This window comes from Nitrospirales bacterium (assembly GCA_031315865.1).
Lineage (GTDB): Bacteria > Nitrospirota > Nitrospiria > Nitrospirales > UBA8639 > JAGQKC01.
The window spans coordinates 1312327-1329428 of record JALDRJ010000002.1; the positions used below are offsets into that span (position 1 = coordinate 1312327).

Annotated in this window: 17 protein-coding genes; 6 read left to right on the forward strand and 11 right to left on the reverse strand. The window is 50.5% G+C overall.

Translation table 11 applies throughout. From position 1 onward, the window contains the following. Positions 1-53 precede the first annotated feature (53 nt). A complete protein-coding gene (locus MRJ96_06095; protein MDR4501006.1) occupies positions 54-887 on the reverse strand; it encodes a hypothetical protein in 834 nt (277 codons plus the stop codon). Between the two features lie 114 nt (positions 888-1001). Continuing rightward, positions 1002-3008 (reverse strand): thiamine pyrophosphate-dependent enzyme, encoded by a 2007-nt coding sequence (locus MRJ96_06100; GenBank protein ID MDR4501007.1) that lies wholly within the window; start codon positions 3006-3008, stop codon positions 1002-1004. Between the two features lie 249 nt (positions 3009-3257). Between MRJ96_06100 and MRJ96_06105 the strand changes: the two genes are divergently transcribed. Continuing rightward, positions 3258-4865: a glutamate synthase-related protein gene (locus tag MRJ96_06105; protein MDR4501008.1), complete on the forward strand. Its 1608-nt coding sequence runs from the start codon at positions 3258-3260 to the stop codon at positions 4863-4865. 63 nt (positions 4866-4928) lie between these two features. After that, the gene (locus tag MRJ96_06110) at positions 4929-5315 is read left to right on the forward strand and encodes a hypothetical protein (GenBank protein MDR4501009.1); all 387 of its coding nucleotides are present in this window, start codon (positions 4929-4931) and stop codon (positions 5313-5315) included. Between the two features lie 43 nt (positions 5316-5358). Here MRJ96_06110 and msrA read toward each other — a convergent pair whose 3' ends face one another. Then, entirely contained in the window at positions 5359-5910 is a 552-nt protein-coding gene (gene msrA / locus MRJ96_06115) for a peptide-methionine (S)-S-oxide reductase MsrA (protein ID MDR4501010.1), read from the reverse strand. Positions 5911-6034: 124 nt separating this feature from the next. Between msrA and MRJ96_06120 the strand changes: the two genes are divergently transcribed. Next, positions 6035-6832: a metallophosphoesterase family protein gene (locus MRJ96_06120; protein MDR4501011.1), complete on the forward strand. Its 798-nt coding sequence runs from the start codon at positions 6035-6037 to the stop codon at positions 6830-6832. A 129-nt stretch (positions 6833-6961) separates the two neighbouring features. On the opposite strand, the gene MRJ96_06125 is transcribed toward MRJ96_06120, so the two are convergent. Then, positions 6962-7900, reverse strand: coding sequence for a carboxypeptidase regulatory-like domain-containing protein (locus MRJ96_06125; protein MDR4501012.1), 939 nt, complete (start codon positions 7898-7900; stop codon positions 6962-6964). A gap of 498 nt (positions 7901-8398) precedes the next feature. Between MRJ96_06125 and MRJ96_06130 the strand changes: the two genes are divergently transcribed. Beyond that, positions 8399-8716 carry an RNA-binding protein gene (locus MRJ96_06130; protein ID MDR4501013.1) on the forward strand — a complete coding sequence of 106 codons (318 nt, stop codon included), beginning with the start codon at positions 8399-8401 and terminating at the stop codon, positions 8714-8716. Between the two features lie 158 nt (positions 8717-8874). Here MRJ96_06130 and typA read toward each other — a convergent pair whose 3' ends face one another. Together typA and MRJ96_06140 are read right to left on the reverse strand one after the other, a co-directional pair. Then, positions 8875-10710: a translational GTPase TypA gene (typA, locus tag MRJ96_06135; GenBank protein MDR4501014.1), complete on the reverse strand. Its 1836-nt coding sequence runs from the start codon at positions 10708-10710 to the stop codon at positions 8875-8877. 336 nt (positions 10711-11046) lie between these two features. Further along, positions 11047-11406, reverse strand: a complete 360-nt coding sequence (locus MRJ96_06140) for a hypothetical protein (protein ID MDR4501015.1) — start codon at positions 11404-11406, stop codon at positions 11047-11049. 404 nt (positions 11407-11810) lie between these two features. Here MRJ96_06140 and MRJ96_06145 point away from each other — a divergent pair, with 404 nt between their 5' ends. Both MRJ96_06145 and MRJ96_06150 read left to right on the forward strand, forming a co-directional pair. After that, positions 11811-13097, forward strand: coding sequence for a DEAD/DEAH box helicase (locus MRJ96_06145; GenBank protein ID MDR4501016.1), 1287 nt, complete (start codon positions 11811-11813; stop codon positions 13095-13097). Positions 13098-13147: 50 nt separating this feature from the next. Then, positions 13148-14491: a hypothetical protein gene (locus MRJ96_06150; GenBank protein MDR4501017.1), complete on the forward strand. Its 1344-nt coding sequence runs from the start codon at positions 13148-13150 to the stop codon at positions 14489-14491. Between the two features lie 52 nt (positions 14492-14543). Here MRJ96_06150 and MRJ96_06155 read toward each other — a convergent pair whose 3' ends face one another. From MRJ96_06155 to MRJ96_06175, 5 genes are all read right to left on the reverse strand, one after another. Next, positions 14544-14906: a hypothetical protein gene (locus MRJ96_06155; GenBank protein MDR4501018.1), complete on the reverse strand. Its 363-nt coding sequence runs from the start codon at positions 14904-14906 to the stop codon at positions 14544-14546. 182 nt (positions 14907-15088) lie between these two features. Then, entirely contained in the window at positions 15089-15523 is a 435-nt protein-coding gene (locus MRJ96_06160; GenBank protein ID MDR4501019.1) for a c-type cytochrome, read from the reverse strand. A gap of 86 nt (positions 15524-15609) precedes the next feature. Further along, positions 15610-16128 carry an OBAP family protein gene (locus tag MRJ96_06165; GenBank protein MDR4501020.1) on the reverse strand — a complete coding sequence of 173 codons (519 nt, stop codon included), beginning with the start codon at positions 16126-16128 and terminating at the stop codon, positions 15610-15612. 85 nt (positions 16129-16213) lie between these two features. After that, complete coding sequence (locus tag MRJ96_06170) at positions 16214-16396, reverse strand: hypothetical protein (GenBank protein MDR4501021.1); 183 nt, start codon at positions 16394-16396, stop codon at positions 16214-16216. Positions 16397-16470: 74 nt separating this feature from the next. Further along, the gene (locus tag MRJ96_06175; GenBank protein ID MDR4501022.1) at positions 16471-17031 is read right to left on the reverse strand and encodes a rhodanese-like domain-containing protein; all 561 of its coding nucleotides are present in this window, start codon (positions 17029-17031) and stop codon (positions 16471-16473) included. Positions 17032-17102 lie beyond the last annotated feature (71 nt).

Below are 17102 nucleotides of genomic sequence, written 5' to 3' on the forward strand. Positions count from 1 at the left end.
TCTATCATTGTTCAGTGGAATAGTAGCTTCGTTCGGACTATTCCTGGGGCTTTTTAATGCGTAAGAAGGTGCATGCTCGCTTTCACCCCCTGTTCCATAATCGTTTTGACTTTCCCCTGTTGGAGTTCGACGTACTTTTTGGCTACCAGGTCACTTGCTCGTATGATCAAAGCCGTGAATCCTTCAAGATGCCAAAAGGAAGGCTCGATGACTGGGGGGAGACTTTCTTTGGGGGGATAGGGCCAGAGGGAGACGTAAAAATACGGATCCGCGAAGGTGGCATCACCCGGCGAAAGCCCGATGCCGATGGTCGCCTTCTCCGAAGTTCCTTTTTGCTCAAGAGTTAGCAGAGTCGCAATATCGAAGAAATGCGGCCAGCAACGGACTGGAGAGGCTTCCGAATAGGCGGCACGAATGGCTTCAAGGATAGGTGCAGCATTGTTGTAATATTTTGCTAACTCTTCTCGACTTTTTTTGTCCGCTGATCCATACGCCATGCTTGAATCGAGAGGGTGCTTGTCCAGGGTATACGGGCCAGGCTTATCCAATTTTTTCGGATCAAGGTTGTGACGTTCAACAAGTTCAGCCAGCCAAGTTCCTACGGAACTCTCTGTTTGCCCGATAAGGCAGAACGATTCCTCCCCTTGTCTCGACTGTCCAATGATGGTCAGATCCGTTAGGTGCAGACCTACCGTGAGGTCAGAGGATAGAGGTCGACCCATCAACGCTTGCGAATGAGAGTCCCATGACATAGTGGTGTGACTGTCGTCAGGCTCAGGTTGGCAATATGCCCGTGTGGCACGTGCGACCCACTGCGCGGCATGGTGAGCCTCAAGACGCGCATCAAGAAGTTCTCCTGGAGGTACTTCGCCTAGTGTTTTCCACATAATCGCTCCTTATCGAAAAAAGTTACGCATATCCCGTCGTTCGTCTCTCGCAGGAAGAGACTGCTCATTATTTTCGATGAGGTCCTATTCCGCTCGAGGAAAATCTATTTTTATTTATACCAATTCAGGGTCTGATATGATTTCAACCAATGCTGGTCCCTCGAAAGCGATGGCTTCCTTGATGGCCTCATCAAGTTGGTCAAGCGAGGTAACACGTCGTCCATGTCCCCCGCAGAGCTTGGCGTACTCCGCAAAGTTGGGATTATGAAGAGAGGTTTGCCACACGGTCCATTCACCGGCCCGTTGCTCCTTAGTAATTTTTCCAAGCTGACTGTTATTCAATAAAATATGCGTGATATCCATCCCATACTTCACTGCGGTCGTAAACTCGGCCAAATATTGACCAAATCCGCCATCGCCGCTGACAGAGATCACTTTACGCCCCCGATGCTCTTCCCAGTCTTGCGTGGCCGCCCAAGCTCCCATCGCCGCCGGAAAGGCAAAGCCGATCGACCCGAGATATCCCGACATTAAGACACGTTGTTCGCTACATTCAAAATAGCGTCCGAATGAATACGTGTTATTGCCAACATCCACGGCGATGACGGCATCCGAAGGAGCCATTCGGGAAAGCGCGGCAAATATCGAGGCAGAATTCATACCCTGATTTCGATCATCTTGCGTGCGGCTCTTCTTTTCTTCACGCCACATCTTCCAACGCTCGGTGAGCTCAGGCCTTTGATCGGTCGCGGGTAAGGTTTCCGGGAGTCTTGACAGGATTTGCCTTGCCGTCACACCAATCTCTCCCCAGACTGGAACTGTGACGGGATGGAATTTCCCAAGCGCCATCGCTTCAAAATCAACCTGGATGATGGGTTTGGATGGCTCAATGCCGGTATGATTAGAAAAAGAGGAGCCGAACGCCAAAATGATGTCGCATTCGTTCATAAACCAACTGGCGATCGGCGTTCCCGATCGGCCAAGTACGCCTGCAGCAAGCGGATGTGAGTCTGGAATCAGCCCTTTCCCTTTAAAAGTTGTGAGAACGGGCGCATGCAATCGTTCTGCAAGGGCGATAATGTCCGGCATGGAATCCCGTGCCCCATATCCCACGATAATAATGGGGCGAGCGGCCTTTGACAAAAGTGTCACGGACTCGCTGAGCGAATCTTCGGAGGGAGCAATATCAGTGACCGGCAGGCGGCCGGCAGGTTTGGAGATTTTGACATCTTCGGCCGCTGGAATGGTTTGCACATTGTCAGGAAAAATAAGATGGGCCACATCACGCTGCACTATCGCATTTTTACAAGCCAACGCCATCAATTCAGAATGTTTTGAAGAATGCAGGACCGTATGGCTGAAGCGAGCAACAGCTTGAAACGCAGAGGCCAGATCGATTTCCTGAAAAGCGCCAGGCCCTAACACCTGCACATCGACTTGACCCGTGAGCGCCAATACTGGGGCGCGATCGACTTTTGCGTCCCACAGGCCAGTTATGAGATTTGTTGCCCCCGGTCCCGCGATAGACAAACAGGCTGCTGGATGCCCACTGAGCTTGGCATAGCCGGAGCAGGCGAACGCCGCCGCTCCCTCATGGCGAATGCCGATATAGGTCAGGTTGCCCTTGGTTTCCTGTACACGCAACGCGTCGGCCAGGCCAAGGTTGGAATGCCCGACCATCCCGAACACGCGCTTTATCCCCCATTTCACCATCGTTTCCGCCATGACGTCACTTATGGTTCGCTGATGCTCCGGTATGTGAGGAAGTCCGACATAAATCGCTCCATCACGAACTTCGACCGGAAAAAGCTCCTGACCACTATCCTCATGACCTCCAGGAGGTTTTCCCGTCAACGGGTCAAAGTCCCATCCATGCCAAGGACAACGTAGCCAACATTTTCCGTCGACCCCCGTTTCGATCGATCCCTCACCGAGAGGGCCGCCTTGATGGGGACACCGATTGTCCATGGCGGTGAATGTCCCTTGAAAATGCACCAGCGCAAGAGATTTGGTTCCCGCAGTCACAGTCTTGACCCTGCCATCAGGTAAATCATGTAAGCTGCCGACCTGATGCCATTCTATTTTGTCTGGATTTTGCGATCTGTTAACCTCACCGGACATTGTTCTACCCTTTCTTGGCCGTTAGAAATTTACAGACAACCGTCGGAGCGAGTTTCGTTATAATACTGGGCGAACGTATGGGCTGCAATTCTAAACGTCAGAATGACAGATATTAAACGGGATTCGAATTTATGTATCGTTCTTGTAGATCAATCCATGTTACACATTCAAGACCGTTTGTGTAGAAATTATCCAAATTAAAAAGCTCATGAATTTTCAAGATCGAAAAATTCAGGAGGGAGAGTGAACATGCACAAAGTATCGATTGCAGAATGGAATTCGCTGAACGATCGAAGACCGGCCTATGCGTTGGTGGCCAATGTGGACCTTGTTGTCATCCGGTACGATGATCAGGTGTCTGTCCTCTATGGGCGCTGTTTGCACCGAGGAGCGCTCTTGGCCGATGGTCGCGTTGAAGACAAAAATTTGATTTGTGGACTCCACGGGTGGGACTTTCAGTACGAAACCGGGATCAGCGCCTACAACAATGAGGAACGGTTACAGAAGTTCAATGCCTGGATCGAGCACGGACAAGTGTGGGTCGATGAAGATGAGGTCGCTCACTGGGAACGGAACCATCCTCAGCCCTTTAATCGCCAAGAATATCTCGGGACTTATGCGGATACTCATCCTGCCCAAGAAGAACCCTTTGTCGGATTTATTCAAGATTATGCCGCACATGGCCTTGAAAAGACTGGTCCTCATGGAGTGCTCGCGGCCATGGGGGTCTCCCGGACGGAGCTTCCCTCATGGGACGATATTCAGTTTGTGACTGCACAGCTCGCCACACCGCCTCAACTTGATAACGCTCAGGTCGGAACAGAAGTTGTGATTGGTCCAAACGCCAAGAAGCCACTGACGCTCAAAATCCCCATTTTCGTATCAGACATGAGTTTCGGTGCCTTGTCCGAAGAGGCCAAGACAGCGCTCGCACGAGGAGCAGAAATGGTGGGTACCGGAATCTGCTCAGGCGAAGGCGGCATGCTCGCTGAAGAACAAGCCGAAAACTCGAGGTATTTTTATGAATTGGCATCCGGCCGGTTTGGATTTGCCATGGAAAAAGTGAAAAAATGTCAGGCCTTTCATTTCAAAGGAGGACAAGGAGCCAAAACCGGTACGGGAGGGCATTTGCCAGGACCGAAAGTCAAAGGCAAAATCGCGATAGTCCGGGGGCTCAAAGAAGGTGAGCCAGCGGTTTCTCCACCGCGCTTCCCCGATTGGACCGATGTTTCACAGATTCGCGATTTTGCGACGAAAGTGCGAGCTGAGACAGACGGGATCCCCATCGGCTATAAACTTTCAGCGCAACATATTGAAAAGGATATAGATGCGGCTCTGGATGTGGGAGTCGATTATATTATTCTCGACGGACGTGGTGGCGGAACCGGTGCCGCTCCTATCATCTTCCGCGATAACATATCCGTCCCTACCATTCCTGCGCTCGCCAGAGCACGCCGTCACTTGAATCGAATCGGTCGCCAAGATGTGACATTAGTCATCACCGGAGGACTTCGTAAACCGGCAGATTTCGCAAAGGCGCTGGCGCTTGGGGCCGACGCCATCGCCGTTTCGAACTCAGCCATGCAAGCCATTGGCTGTCTCGGTATGCGAGCCTGCCATACCAACAATTGTCCCGTCGGCATCGCCACGCAAAACGAGCACTTACGTGCTCGTTTCATCGTAGAAGAATCGGCGAAGCGGTTGGCTCGCTTTTTTGAAACTTCAGTGAAATTGATGAGCTTGCTGGCCAGGGCCTGTGGACATACACATTTGAATCAATTCTGCCTCGATGACCTTACGACATTTAAAAAGACCATATCAGAACTCTCGGGTGTTCCCTATGGCGGCGTGAGTTAAGCGAGGCCGGTTGGAGAAGTGACTGCTCAACGTGATGAGGGATTCTCAAAGAAGAGTCCTCTCATGCCGATCGGGCTGACGGTTCTCGGCATACTCATCCTTCCTATATTTCTGTATTCCAATGCTCCCGAAGGACCGATCAAAGAAGGCGATATCGTATTCTCCACTGGCCGGCATCGAGCGCACTTTGTCGAACCAACCCAGTATCAGGACTCGGGTTTTCAGGGTTTTTGCGTGCTGGAGCCTCGAACGCAGTTACTCGTCATGCAACAACCGGCGACACGACCCGATGGAAGCTTTATTGCCCGTCCTCTTGACCGTTCGGTTCATGAATTTCCCGACTGCCCTGCAAGGGCTGACCTTGTGCTTCACTCTCATCAAGTCACACTGCAAAGCGATACATGGAGCGAAATCAAAGATACTCTGGGAAAGATCTTTTCTTTCGAGTGAAAAGAGATCCCTTGGGAATGGCGACGTAGAAGCGGGGAACGTCCTACTTGAGCTTCGTCGCAAACTGCTGGCGGAATTTGGCCACCTTAGGATTGATGAGGTAGGCGCAATAGGGTTGCGACGGATTTCGAGCGAAATATTCTTGATGATAGTCTTCTGCCAGATAGAATGTCTCGGCTGGAACGACTTGGGTCACGATTGGACGGTCGAAGATTTTCTCATCGGTAAATGCTGCGATGACCTCTTGGGCCACTTTCTGTTGTTCCGGTGAGTGATAAAAAATGACCGATCGATATTGTGTGCCGACATCATTGCCTTGCTGGTTGAGTGTCGTTGGATCATGGATGGCGAAGAAAATCTCGAGCAATTCCCGATATGAAATGATCGTAGGATCAAACGTGACTTGAACGACTTCGGCATGTCCGGTGTTCCCCATGCACACGGCTTCATACGTCGGATTCTGAGCGGCTCCGCCCATATAGCCTGACTCCACTGACTCGACACCCTTTAATTGATCGTAGGCGGCTTCCAAACACCAAAAACATCCGCCGCCTAACGTTGCGATCTCTTTGCCTTGTTTGTCGGTATCAGTCATTATGGGTTCCTTTCATTCAGAATAAGATGATCCGTATTAGACTAAGCAAGAATGAAATTGTTACAACCGTTTATAGCATCTGCTCTCATTGTTCGGCTATCTCTCAAAAAATGATAGATCATCTATGTATATCGTCTGGGCCACTGATATCCATTTGAACTTTCTGAATAAGCCTGGACGAGAGCAATTTCTCCGCTCCATCGTGCAACATGATCCAGATGCCGTGTTCATTACGGGTGATATTGCCGAAGCGCCGACATTGCATTTTCATCTACAAGAAATGCAAGAAGCTATTCAGAAGCCCATCTATTTCGTGCTCGGTAATCATGATTATTATTACGGATCGATTCAAGACGTACGAAGTGCCATGCGGCATCTCTCTGAATCACGGCAAGGCCTGACATACTTGGATGGCAGCCAGGTTATCCAGTTGACGAAGAATACGGGGTTAGTCGGCCAGGATGGGTGGGGAGATGGCCGGCTTGGCAATGCCGAACAGACTCCCGTCCGGCTCAATGATTTTCGATTGATAGAGGAACTCAAAATATTGGAGTATGGTCAACTTCTTGAGCGGCTTGGAAAGTTAGGCGACGAGTCTGCTGCATCGATTCGCGAGACGCTATCAGAAGCACTGGGCCTGTATGAGCACGTGGTCTTCCTGACCCATGTTCCGCCGTTTAAGGAAGCCTGTTGGTATCAAGGTCAAGTGGGGAACGACGACTGGCTGCCGTTTTTTACCTGCAAAGCTGTCGGGGACGTATTGTCTGAACTCATGAAAGAGCGAGTTGACCGTCAACTAACCGTCTTGTGCGGGCATACGCATCATGAAGGGATAGCGCAAATTCTGCCAAACCTTCGTGTCTGCACCGGCTCAGCGGACTATGGGGCTCCGTATGTTCAAGACGTACTGAAAATAGATTAACCGTTCGTTAAAGACTGCCAATTTCTCAAGACGCGGATTGGGTTCACAAATCATAAAAAAGGCCGCCATTGCTAGCGGCCTTTGAAGATTTTTAGTCCCTCAAGTGAGCGGACGAGTCAGAGAAGCTGTTCATTTATGTTCCTCATGTGACTCTTGATGCTCATGCGTGACTTGAATGTCGACCGTGGCCCCTTCTTTTTCAAGAACGGGTTTTCCGAATCGATAGTTGGGGTTCATGGTGTTGTGAGCCATCCGCTTGTCTCGAGGATTCTCGAAGCGCATCGTGGTTTTGAGGGTATCATTTGCCAGCACCACAACTTTGGTATCTAAGAATCCGCCCATACCGGGATGCCAGGCGATCATGGTGTAGACGCCTTCGGGAATGTCGGGAATGGTGAAGTTTCCCTCGCCATCGGTAATGGCATAATAGGGATTCTGTACGGCCAATCCCCACGACTGCATATAGGTGTGAAACCCGCATTCCAAGTAAAAAATCCGACGGCCTCGTGAAAAGTTCACTTTATCGATCATGGCTTCGCCAGGGTTATGCTGATGATCCATGAGCAGATTCTTGGGATGATGCGGGTTGAGTCGTAAGGGGCGATGCATCATGACTTTAGACCCAAACGGAGCTGTTTCGTAGACCTGGACATCATGAATGATCGGGTCCATGTTGATAATGTGCATCGGTTGTTGATCTTTGACCGCCATCACCCATGGTTTGAAGACACAATCCTCCACGGTCACCTTTGCCGGCTCCGTTTGAGGGAAGGGTTTGCCTGTTTGAATATCCTCCAAAAACACGACGGTATTCTTAAGGCCGCCATCAGGCCCAACCTCGAACTCATCCACGACGCGCCATCCGGTTCCTGTCGAGATACGGCCACAGAATGCGGTATCAGGGTTGGTCACTAAGCTATACGCGAGTGCCGGGGGTTTTTTGCCATCCAAGATGACTTTCCCGGTAATCGTTCCACCATTCGTTACAGGCTCTTCTGTATAAGACCAGCCAGGCATGACTGAGGTAAAGATGAATAGGAAACTGAGTAGACTAGCATAGCGTTTCATTGTGATATCCTTTGAATGGGGGAAGTGTTGAACGTAAGACAAACAGTCAGATGCTTGATCGTCACATAAGTCATCCTACGAGATCTCTGGTCTAGTTTTCTAGTCCTTTCGGATGGGTCGTTCATACCATGAAAATACCGTTGTCCAAGGTGTTTGACAAGACGTGATCGTAATGCGTCGGGCAGGTTCTATAGGGCTGGGCGTCTTGCCTTCAATGCCGCCATATGTTGGCGGTTTTGTCAACGGCCCCCTCAAAGAAACGAGAGCCGGCAGTCCATTTGCCTTACCCAAGGCGGTGTGATACGGTAATTTTCACTTTAGCGCATTGGGCCTGCGTTATCGTGTCTAGATGATTTGAGGTCCGTGAATCGTTGTTGTTTCTCCTGGGAGTTTACTCGAAAGCCTGACCTAAGCCGCGCCATCCCCTCTGCGTCTTTGGCTCGTTCTTTCCTACTTCGTCGAGTCCAACACACATCATGTTTCAAAAGGAGATTTTCTATGAGTTTGAAGATTTATGTGGGCGGCTTGCCGTATTCCACGAGTGAAGCGGAGCTAAGCGATCTTTTTGCCGCTCACGGGGCTGTTGATTCCGTTAAAATCATTACGGACAAATTTACGGGGCAGTCGCGCGGATTTGGGTTCGTTGAAATGTCGAGTGGAGAAGAAGGGAATGCGGCCATTGCGGCGTTGAATGGTTCTGAATTAGGCGGAAGAACGTTGACCGTTAACGAGGCACGGCCACAAGAACCACGATCTTCTGGAGGACGTCGAGGGTTTGGTGGAGGAGGCGGAGGTAATCGGCGAGACCGATGGTAAGGTCCTCTCAACCCTTGTTTATGACATAAGAATCTCAGAATTACCGAAACATGCACGAGCCTCTCGTTTCTGAACAGAGGTTCGCGCATGTTTTACCTGCTCGAAGTTACTCACCCGGCAGATACCCTTCATCACGACTCGATACGTAAGATACGCCATCACGCCTTCTTGGCAGCATTCCGTACAGCGCGGCGTTCGTTATCAGTCAAATGGCGTTTCCTGAGACGAATGTGTTTAGGCGTTACTTCTACGAGTTCATCATCCTCGATGAATTCCAGGGCAAACTCTAGTGTGAGCTCCCGTGGGGGGATAAGATTGATGGCTTCATCAGAGCCCGCCGCTCTAATGTTGGTCAACTTTTTTTCACGAATGGCGTTGACCACCAGGTCTTGTCCTTTGTTGTTCACGCCAAGGATCATACCTTCATACAGTGCCTCGCCAGGATGAATGAAAATTTCCCCACGATCCTGCAGACCCCAGAGTGCATACGCGACTGCATTGCCAGGGCCATGTGAAATCTGAACTCCTGCGGCGCGGTGGGGTACTTCTCCTTTATATGGCTGATATTCGTAAAAAATTTGAGACATGACTCCCGTGCCCCTGGTCATCATCAACAGTTCACTGCGAAAGCCCATTAAGGCTCGAGAGGCAATCCGGAACACCATCCGGATCGTCCCGACCGTACTCTGTTGCAGGTCTTTCAGTTCGGCCCGTCTGGTCCCAAGAGCCTCGATCACCGAACCTTGATATCCAGGGTCAACTTCAATCACGACTTCTTCAATAGGTTCCAACAGGTCGCCATCGACTTCTTTGAAGATCACTTTGGGGGGGGAGACCTCTAATTCGTACCCTTCCCGTCGCATGGTCTCGATGAGAATGGATAAATGTAATTCGCCCCGTCCCGAGACAGTAAATCGTTCACCGCCATCTGCTTCTTCCACTTTAATCCCGACATTCATCATGGCTTCATGAGCCAACCGCTCTCGAATGTGACGAGAGGTCAGAAACCGTCCTCCGTCTTTCCCCGAGAGCGGACTCGTGTTGTGCGAGAAATTCATGGAGATGGTGGGCTCATCGATATTCACGGTTGGTAGAGCAATTGGACGTTCGGGAGAAGCCAATGTTTCCCCAACACGGACATCATCAACACCCGCGAGCGAAATAATGTCACCGGCTTGAGCCTGCTCACGTTCAACCCGAACCAGTCCTTGGTAGGCGAGAAGCTTGGTCACTTTATTTTTTCTCACCGTCCCGTCCCGTTTCACTAACGCGACCTGTTCGCCGGTACGAATAGTGCCATGGACGATACGTCCGACCGCAATTCGCCCGATATAGGTATCGTAGTCCAGGATCGTGACGAGCATTTGAAAAGGCAGTTCAGGATCGGCCACTGGCGGAAGGACTCGATGGACGATGGTATCCAGCAATGGCTTCATGTCTTGCGGTTCTTCGTCTAATTCGGTGGTGGCGAGCCCATCTTTGCCAGAGGCATAGACGATGGGGAAGTCTAATTGCTCGTCTGTGGCGTTCAATTCACAGAATAAATCGAAGGTTTGATTCACGACTTCGGTTGGTCGAGCATTGGGACGGTCTATTTTGTTGATCACGACAATCGGTTTCAGGTGCAGCTCGAGTGATTTCTTCAGTACAAATTTGGTCTGTGGCATCGGCCCTTCAAAGGCATCAACCAGGAGCAAGACGCCGTCGACCATCCGGAGAATCCGTTCGACTTCACTCCCAAAGTCCGCGTGTCCAGGTGTATCCACGAGATTAATCTGAGTCTCTTTGTACCGAAGCGACGCGTTTTTCGAGAAGATCGTGATCCCTCGTTCTTTTTCGAGCGGATTGGAGTCCATGATGACGGCTTCGCCTTCCTTGAAGACATAGGCACCTGTTTGTTGAAGCAGCGCATCGACGAGCGTCGTCTTTCCGTGATCCACATGCGCAATAATGGCGACATTCCGCATGTCCTTGCGTCGTTTTTGTTGAGGCATACTCGTTACTCCGGACTTAACGTTTTGTACATGAAAGAAGGACTGCCAAACTTTCGTGCTGGCCAGCGTGTGTTAGACGATGATGTCCGAGGGACTCTAAAAACCGTTCAATGTCGTCTGTGAAGAATCATTCGGCATGCAACCAGCAAGACTCGCTGGAGGAGGGTTCGTTCCATACAGGACAATGACTACCTCAACATATCCTATGAGAAGCGCTCATGCAACTCGTCGCGCAAGCTTCGTCCACTTCAGAGCCATGCGCCCCTTAGTGGGCAAACTCTGAGTAAATGAAACACGCCAGATACGTGTGTCAGCGATGTGAGGAGCCTAGGATTTCTATTTTTTCTCGGATTGGCTGGCCTTGTAGGCCTTATCTTGAGCTTCCCAGTCAAGTCGAAGCCGTTCGGACATGGCTTTTGTTTTGTCCAATCGCTCGTTCATCAGATCCAACGTCCGATCATGAGCGACCGCCGCTTCGGTCAGAGCGGAAGAGTAGTACTTATCACAGAGGACGCGAATGGCCTCAGCATTCGGCGAGGCGATTCGGCGAGCCTTGCAGTAGGCCAGACCCGCTTCTGTCAGCGTTGCGCCATCGGCCTCAATGAGCGGGCTGAAGCCGACAGGGACATCCTCTCCTGTAAATTTATGCACTGTGCCAAATTCACCAATAGCATACCGAGCCTTCTCGCTACTCATCGTGTCTGCTCCTTTATATGTGTATGATTTTGAGGTAACAACGGTCCATGAATCCCTTCTCTTTACCATCCCCTCTAAGACCATGTCGGTCTTTGGACGAGGTCCCCAACGATAAACGCGAGGCGTAGTGTACTCGTTTTGCCAGCAATGTCTCAATGCTTCAAGATTATTACTCCAAAAACACGTATACTGGTTTGACATTACGGGTATGCTCTTGTAATGTCTAAGGTATTCGATATTGAATCGGTCCGGCGATATTGATGCCAGTAACAACTTCGGGCCCCGCGATCGTATCGCGACCAGATCCTGCTCGGAGCGGACTTCCTTCCAAAATTCTGACTCCCTCGGTTTTCTGACCCCGTGTAAATACGATCCTCTTCTTTAATCAAGCGAGGAATACCGCTATGTCTAGTTCTGAGTCTACGTCTGAGTTATCATCATTTGAAACTCTTGGTTTATCCCAGTCTCTGCTACGAGATCTTGCAAAAGCTGAATTTCGGGAACCGACACCGATACAGGCAAAAGCCATCCCGCCGGCCCTTGAGGGCCGTGACGTGCTTGGATGTGCCCAAACCGGTACTGGCAAAACGGCAGCCTTCATCATTCCCATGATTGAAAGGCTTGCCAAAGGCCAGAAAGGCGCACCGCGCGGATTAGTCCTGGCGCCGACCAGAGAATTAGCGATTCAAATTCAACAAACCGTGGATCGTCTGGGGCGATCGTGCCGAATTTTCGCGACCACTATCGTGGGCGGAAGCGATATGAATGCACAGATACGAGGGCTACGGCAACGCCCGGATATCATCGTTGCGACTCCGGGTCGACTTCTTGATCACATGTGGCAAGGGACCATTCGATTCACTCAACTTCAAATCGTGGTGTTAGATGAAGCGGATCGTATGCTCGACATGGGGTTTGCCCCTCAGCTTAATCAAATCATGGAAGCGGTGCCGGAGGAACGGCAGACACTGCTCTTTTCTGCGACGATGCCCTCCAATCTTGGAGATCTGGCCCGGATGTCGTTAAAGGATCCGGTTCGCGCCATGGTCTCAAAGCCGGCTACGCTAGCGAGTGGTGTCACGCAAACCCTGCATCATACGACTTCCTCTGATAAAACACCACTGTTGCTTTCGCTCTTGAAGGGAAAAGGGGAGTCTGTTCTAGTGTTTACAAGGACAAAGCACCGGGCTGACCGGTTGGGCGAAACGTTGGAACGTGATGGCCATCGTGTTGCCGTGCTGCATGGCGGGCGCCGGCTCGGACAGCGACGTGCTGCTTTAGAGGGGTTTCGCCGGGGAAGGTTTAAAGTGCTTGTCGCGACAGATATCGCCGCTCGTGGGTTGGATGTCGCGAACATCGCCCATGTTATCAATTATGATCTGCCCAATGTGCCGGAAGACTATGTGCATCGCCTCGGCCGTACGGCACGCATGAAAGCCGTAGGAAGCGCCACTAGTTTCGTCACCGTTGAGGACTCGCGACATATCCGTGAGATCGAGAGGCTCTTGGGCCAGACGGTTCCTTCCGCGCCGGGGAGCCGGCCTCGATTCAAACCTGTACTCCAGAACAAGGAACAGCGCACTCGTTCTGGTTTTAGCCGAAGCGGGTCTCGTCATGAGCACGATCAATTCCGTCGTTTCGGCTCAACCCGACGACATGGTGGTCAAAGACCGGCGTCATCCGCACGGTAGACAAATCTCGTTATCCCTATGCTCAATCTTGACTCTGCTTCTTCACTGTCATGAAGAAGTGGAGTCTTGTCAAACCACGCCTCAAACATTATTCGGTCTTTTCCCTGCACTCTCAATCTTTTCATCGAATACTCACACGGGTGGTTGATGTTAATACGCGGGAAATCCCTGCACTTCTCTGGTCTTTTGCCTATTTCTTCTGTGTCTTAGCGGCTTACTATATTGTTCGCCCCGTACGTGATGAAATGGGTGTCTTGGCCGGAATTCACAAGCTCCCTGGGTTTTTTTTCATGGTCTTTCTCACCATGCTTGCTGTCGTGCCTCTCTTTGGCTGGGCAGCCAGTCGTCTGACGATTCGACGGCTTCTCCCGACCATTTATGGGTTTTTTGTCCTCAATCTTGTTGGATTTTTTATCGCTCTTCAGGCTGGATCAAATCTGACGACACTTGCCCCGGTCTTTTTTGTCTGGGTCAGCGTGTTCAATCTATTCGTCGTATCGGTCTTTTGGAGCTTCATGGCGGATATTTTTTCCACCGACGGGGCACGAAGGCTCTTTGGTTTCATCTCTGCCGGAGGAAGTCTTGGAGCTATTAGCGGCCCATTGTTTACGGCAATAGCGGTAAAAGGACTCGGAGTGACGAGTTTGTTGCTAGTCTCTTCGGCATTATTGCTTATGGCGGTGGTCTGTATCTTCGCGTTACTCGTCTGGTATCGCACGTGTCATGGAGAGGATCTCGGTGCGAAACATCTCGCGTCTTCGGCTTCTTCCGATTCACCGGCAAGTCTCTGGGTCGGACTGGTCCGAATTGCCCACTCCCGCTACCTCCAGGCGATTTGTGTCTATTTGGTGTGTTACTCCATCCTTTCAACCTTTCTCTATTCCCAACAAACGATCCTGATTCCGCAAGTCGTTCCGGACTCAGAAGACCGGTTGCGACTCTTCGCCTCATTTGATTTGGTGGTAAACACACTGACCATTTGCATCCAATTGTTCGTGACCGGGCGATTACTTCCCTCTCTTGGGGTCACGGTCATGCTCATGGCGATGCCGATATTGAACTTCGTGGGGTTTGGAGTGTTTGGAATACTGACGATTTTACCGGTGCTGCTCGGCTTCGGGATTTTGCGAAGAGCGGGGGAGTTTTCAATCGCCAAACCTGCGCGGGAAACGCTTTTTACGGTGGTGCCTCGTGTGGAGAAATATCAAGCGAAAAATGTCATCGATACGGTGGTTCATCGTGGAGGAGATGTGACTGGTACGTGGGTGGGCTCTGCTCTTCACAATCTTGGTCTATCGATCTCGCAGATGTCGTTTGTCGCGCTCCCCATTGTTCTCGTGTGGTTGTTGACTGGAAGGTTCTTAGGCCGGCGGCATGAGAAATACCAAGTCTGACGTATCCCCATCCGCTCCAGCGGACGAAAAGCCGAATCACAACCGGGGCCGGTCATAATTTTATCGTCGGGTCAGACTCATGCACAACGAGGAGGCCACGCATGATTGGATGAAACGTACAGTGGTAGGGATACATCCCCGGAGATAATTCTTCCAAGAGGAAAGTTTGGCTGGGACCAACGGGACCTGAATCAAACGCACATCGTTCTCCAGCTTTACAACCATCATGGGTAATCGAGTGGATAGTGGCCGTGGGGTTTTCCCAGGATATGGAGATTCCATTCGGAACTTGAGCCACGGCAGGGGAATAATATGGCGAAAAAGTGCCCATGACGATTCGTTGGGCTGGAGGTACGCCCGAGGCCAAGGCGCTAACGAATGTCAAACACACCAATAGGGGAACGATTGTCGACATTCTCCGATGGAGATAAGACGAAGCGATGTTTCTCATATTTCATGCCCTGTTTATCGAATTGTTTGTCTTTCACTTCCATCATACACCCTAGGGGGTGTGGAATGTCGAACCATCAAGCAATACTCTTATCGATGCCTTTCTTCTCATGTTTTCATCACGGGAGATTGGGGTAGGGATATTCGTTACGGGGTCCTAAACGATCGAACATAGAGCAATACATGCCAGGCTTCCTCTTCTGTCAGCACTAACGGCACGAATGAAGCCATGTCTGTCCCTGGGCTTCCATTTTTTAGAATCCAAAACAATTCGCCATCGGTTCGAGCAGCTTGCCAGACTGTATCCGTAAAATCTCTAGGAAGCTTTCCGCGCAACCCGGGAATATGTCCGAGGCCTTTCCCATCTTTTCCATGACAGGTGACGCAAAACGCTTTGCCATGAAAAATCTTCCTTCCAATCTCAATATGCTCAGGAGTCGAGGGAAACGGATTTTCCCAGGACTTGGCTTGCTCGATCTGGTCAGCCGGCACGCGAGGTTTGAGTACGGCCTGATCTGCAGCCCAGGTGGTGGTGGTACTGATAATCACTCCGATGACAACAGCTTGCCCTATTCGCTTCACGGTACGAATCCTCCCTACAGTAAGATTGTCGATTCGTATAAGAACTGGGAAGGGAGGCATTCGCCTCCCTTCGTTATGACCGCAGATTATTTGGGCTGATTGAAGATATGGCCTAAGGATTGTGGATAGGTGACCGTCCCATCAGGAAACTCTTTGCCCTTCTGCCAGAGATGAAAAATGACCCCATCTGTCTTGGCGGCGGCGTCGGCGATGGCTTTTACTTTCTCTGGGTCTTCAATGTCTAAAATTTGGACGCGTCCCGTGGCGATTTCTTGCTCATGATCATGGAAATAACGATGCCATTGGATCAATGGGAGCTGTCGTGAAAGATCCTTGGCGACAAAATACTCAATAGCTACCAGAGGAGCTTGGGCATCTGTCGTCTCGAACAAGAGACATTGTAAAATCTTATCCGAGATGCCTTTGCAATAGTGATGAAATGGGCCACCAGGGGTTCCGTCAGGCATGAGGTGTGGAGCCTGTACATGGATATCATATCCAGTAGCAGGGCCAGGCTCGCTACTTACGGCTGGTGTGGTCATACAGCCCATCGCCACAAAACTTAGCGCACAGACAAACATGAGTGACCGAATTGAACGTCGCATTGCAACCTCCTTAGTGTAATGAATAAAAAACACCCGGCATCCGCGTCATCCGCCAATTATACGTGACTGACTCTCTGACCTGAAGTTACGCGACATTTTCTTCCGTTGGGATTGTCTGCTGATCCTTGGCGACTCGTTTTTGCAAAATTAACGGATCAACGGTCGCGCCACAATTCAAACACCGCCAAATTGGAAGATCAAAGATTGCCTCATCCGGACCATATATTCGGTCAAAGACCATTAAACCTTCACATCGTTTACATTTCATCCTTCACCTCTCTTTTCTCTCCTCATGCGAGGAGCGACCTTACTGACGCCCTATGCGCCAGTCTATATTTCGATTCATACAACGTAGCCTCTCTGATTAAAGGGAAGCCTGGAGAGCAGCATGCCCATGAGACAAGAATCCTTCCAACCGGCATGAATCAACCCGGCGCCGACAACTGCAGGGATCATGAGAAGCCAGGGACTGAAGAACGCGCCTAAGGCCGTTCCTCCTATGATCAGGGTTCCTGCTGCCATTCTTACTTGACCCTCCAGTGAAATGCTCCTTCGTCCACGGGTCACAGGCCTACCGTCAGCGATCCATTTTGTGACTCCTCCCTCGAGAATACGAACATTCGTGATTCCATGGATCACAAACTCATCATACGCTAGCTTCACTCTATTCTGAGTGCGACAGACCAAAATCAAACGCTGATGTCTTGAGAGCTCTCTTAATTCAGGTAAGAACGTTTCGAGATCAGTCAAGGGGATATTGCGTGATCCGGGAATATGAACTTCTTCGAATTCACGTGGAGTTCGCACATCGATCATCAGTTGAGCAATTGTATCGTGTCCGAAATCTCTGTCTAATCGATCAATATTTTGAATGGCGCTATTCCTATTTACGATTGTTTCCATCGTGAACCCCTTACCGTGCGGAGGTTGTTATTTTTGTCCACTGAAGCGTATCTGAATTCACCGTAATTGAC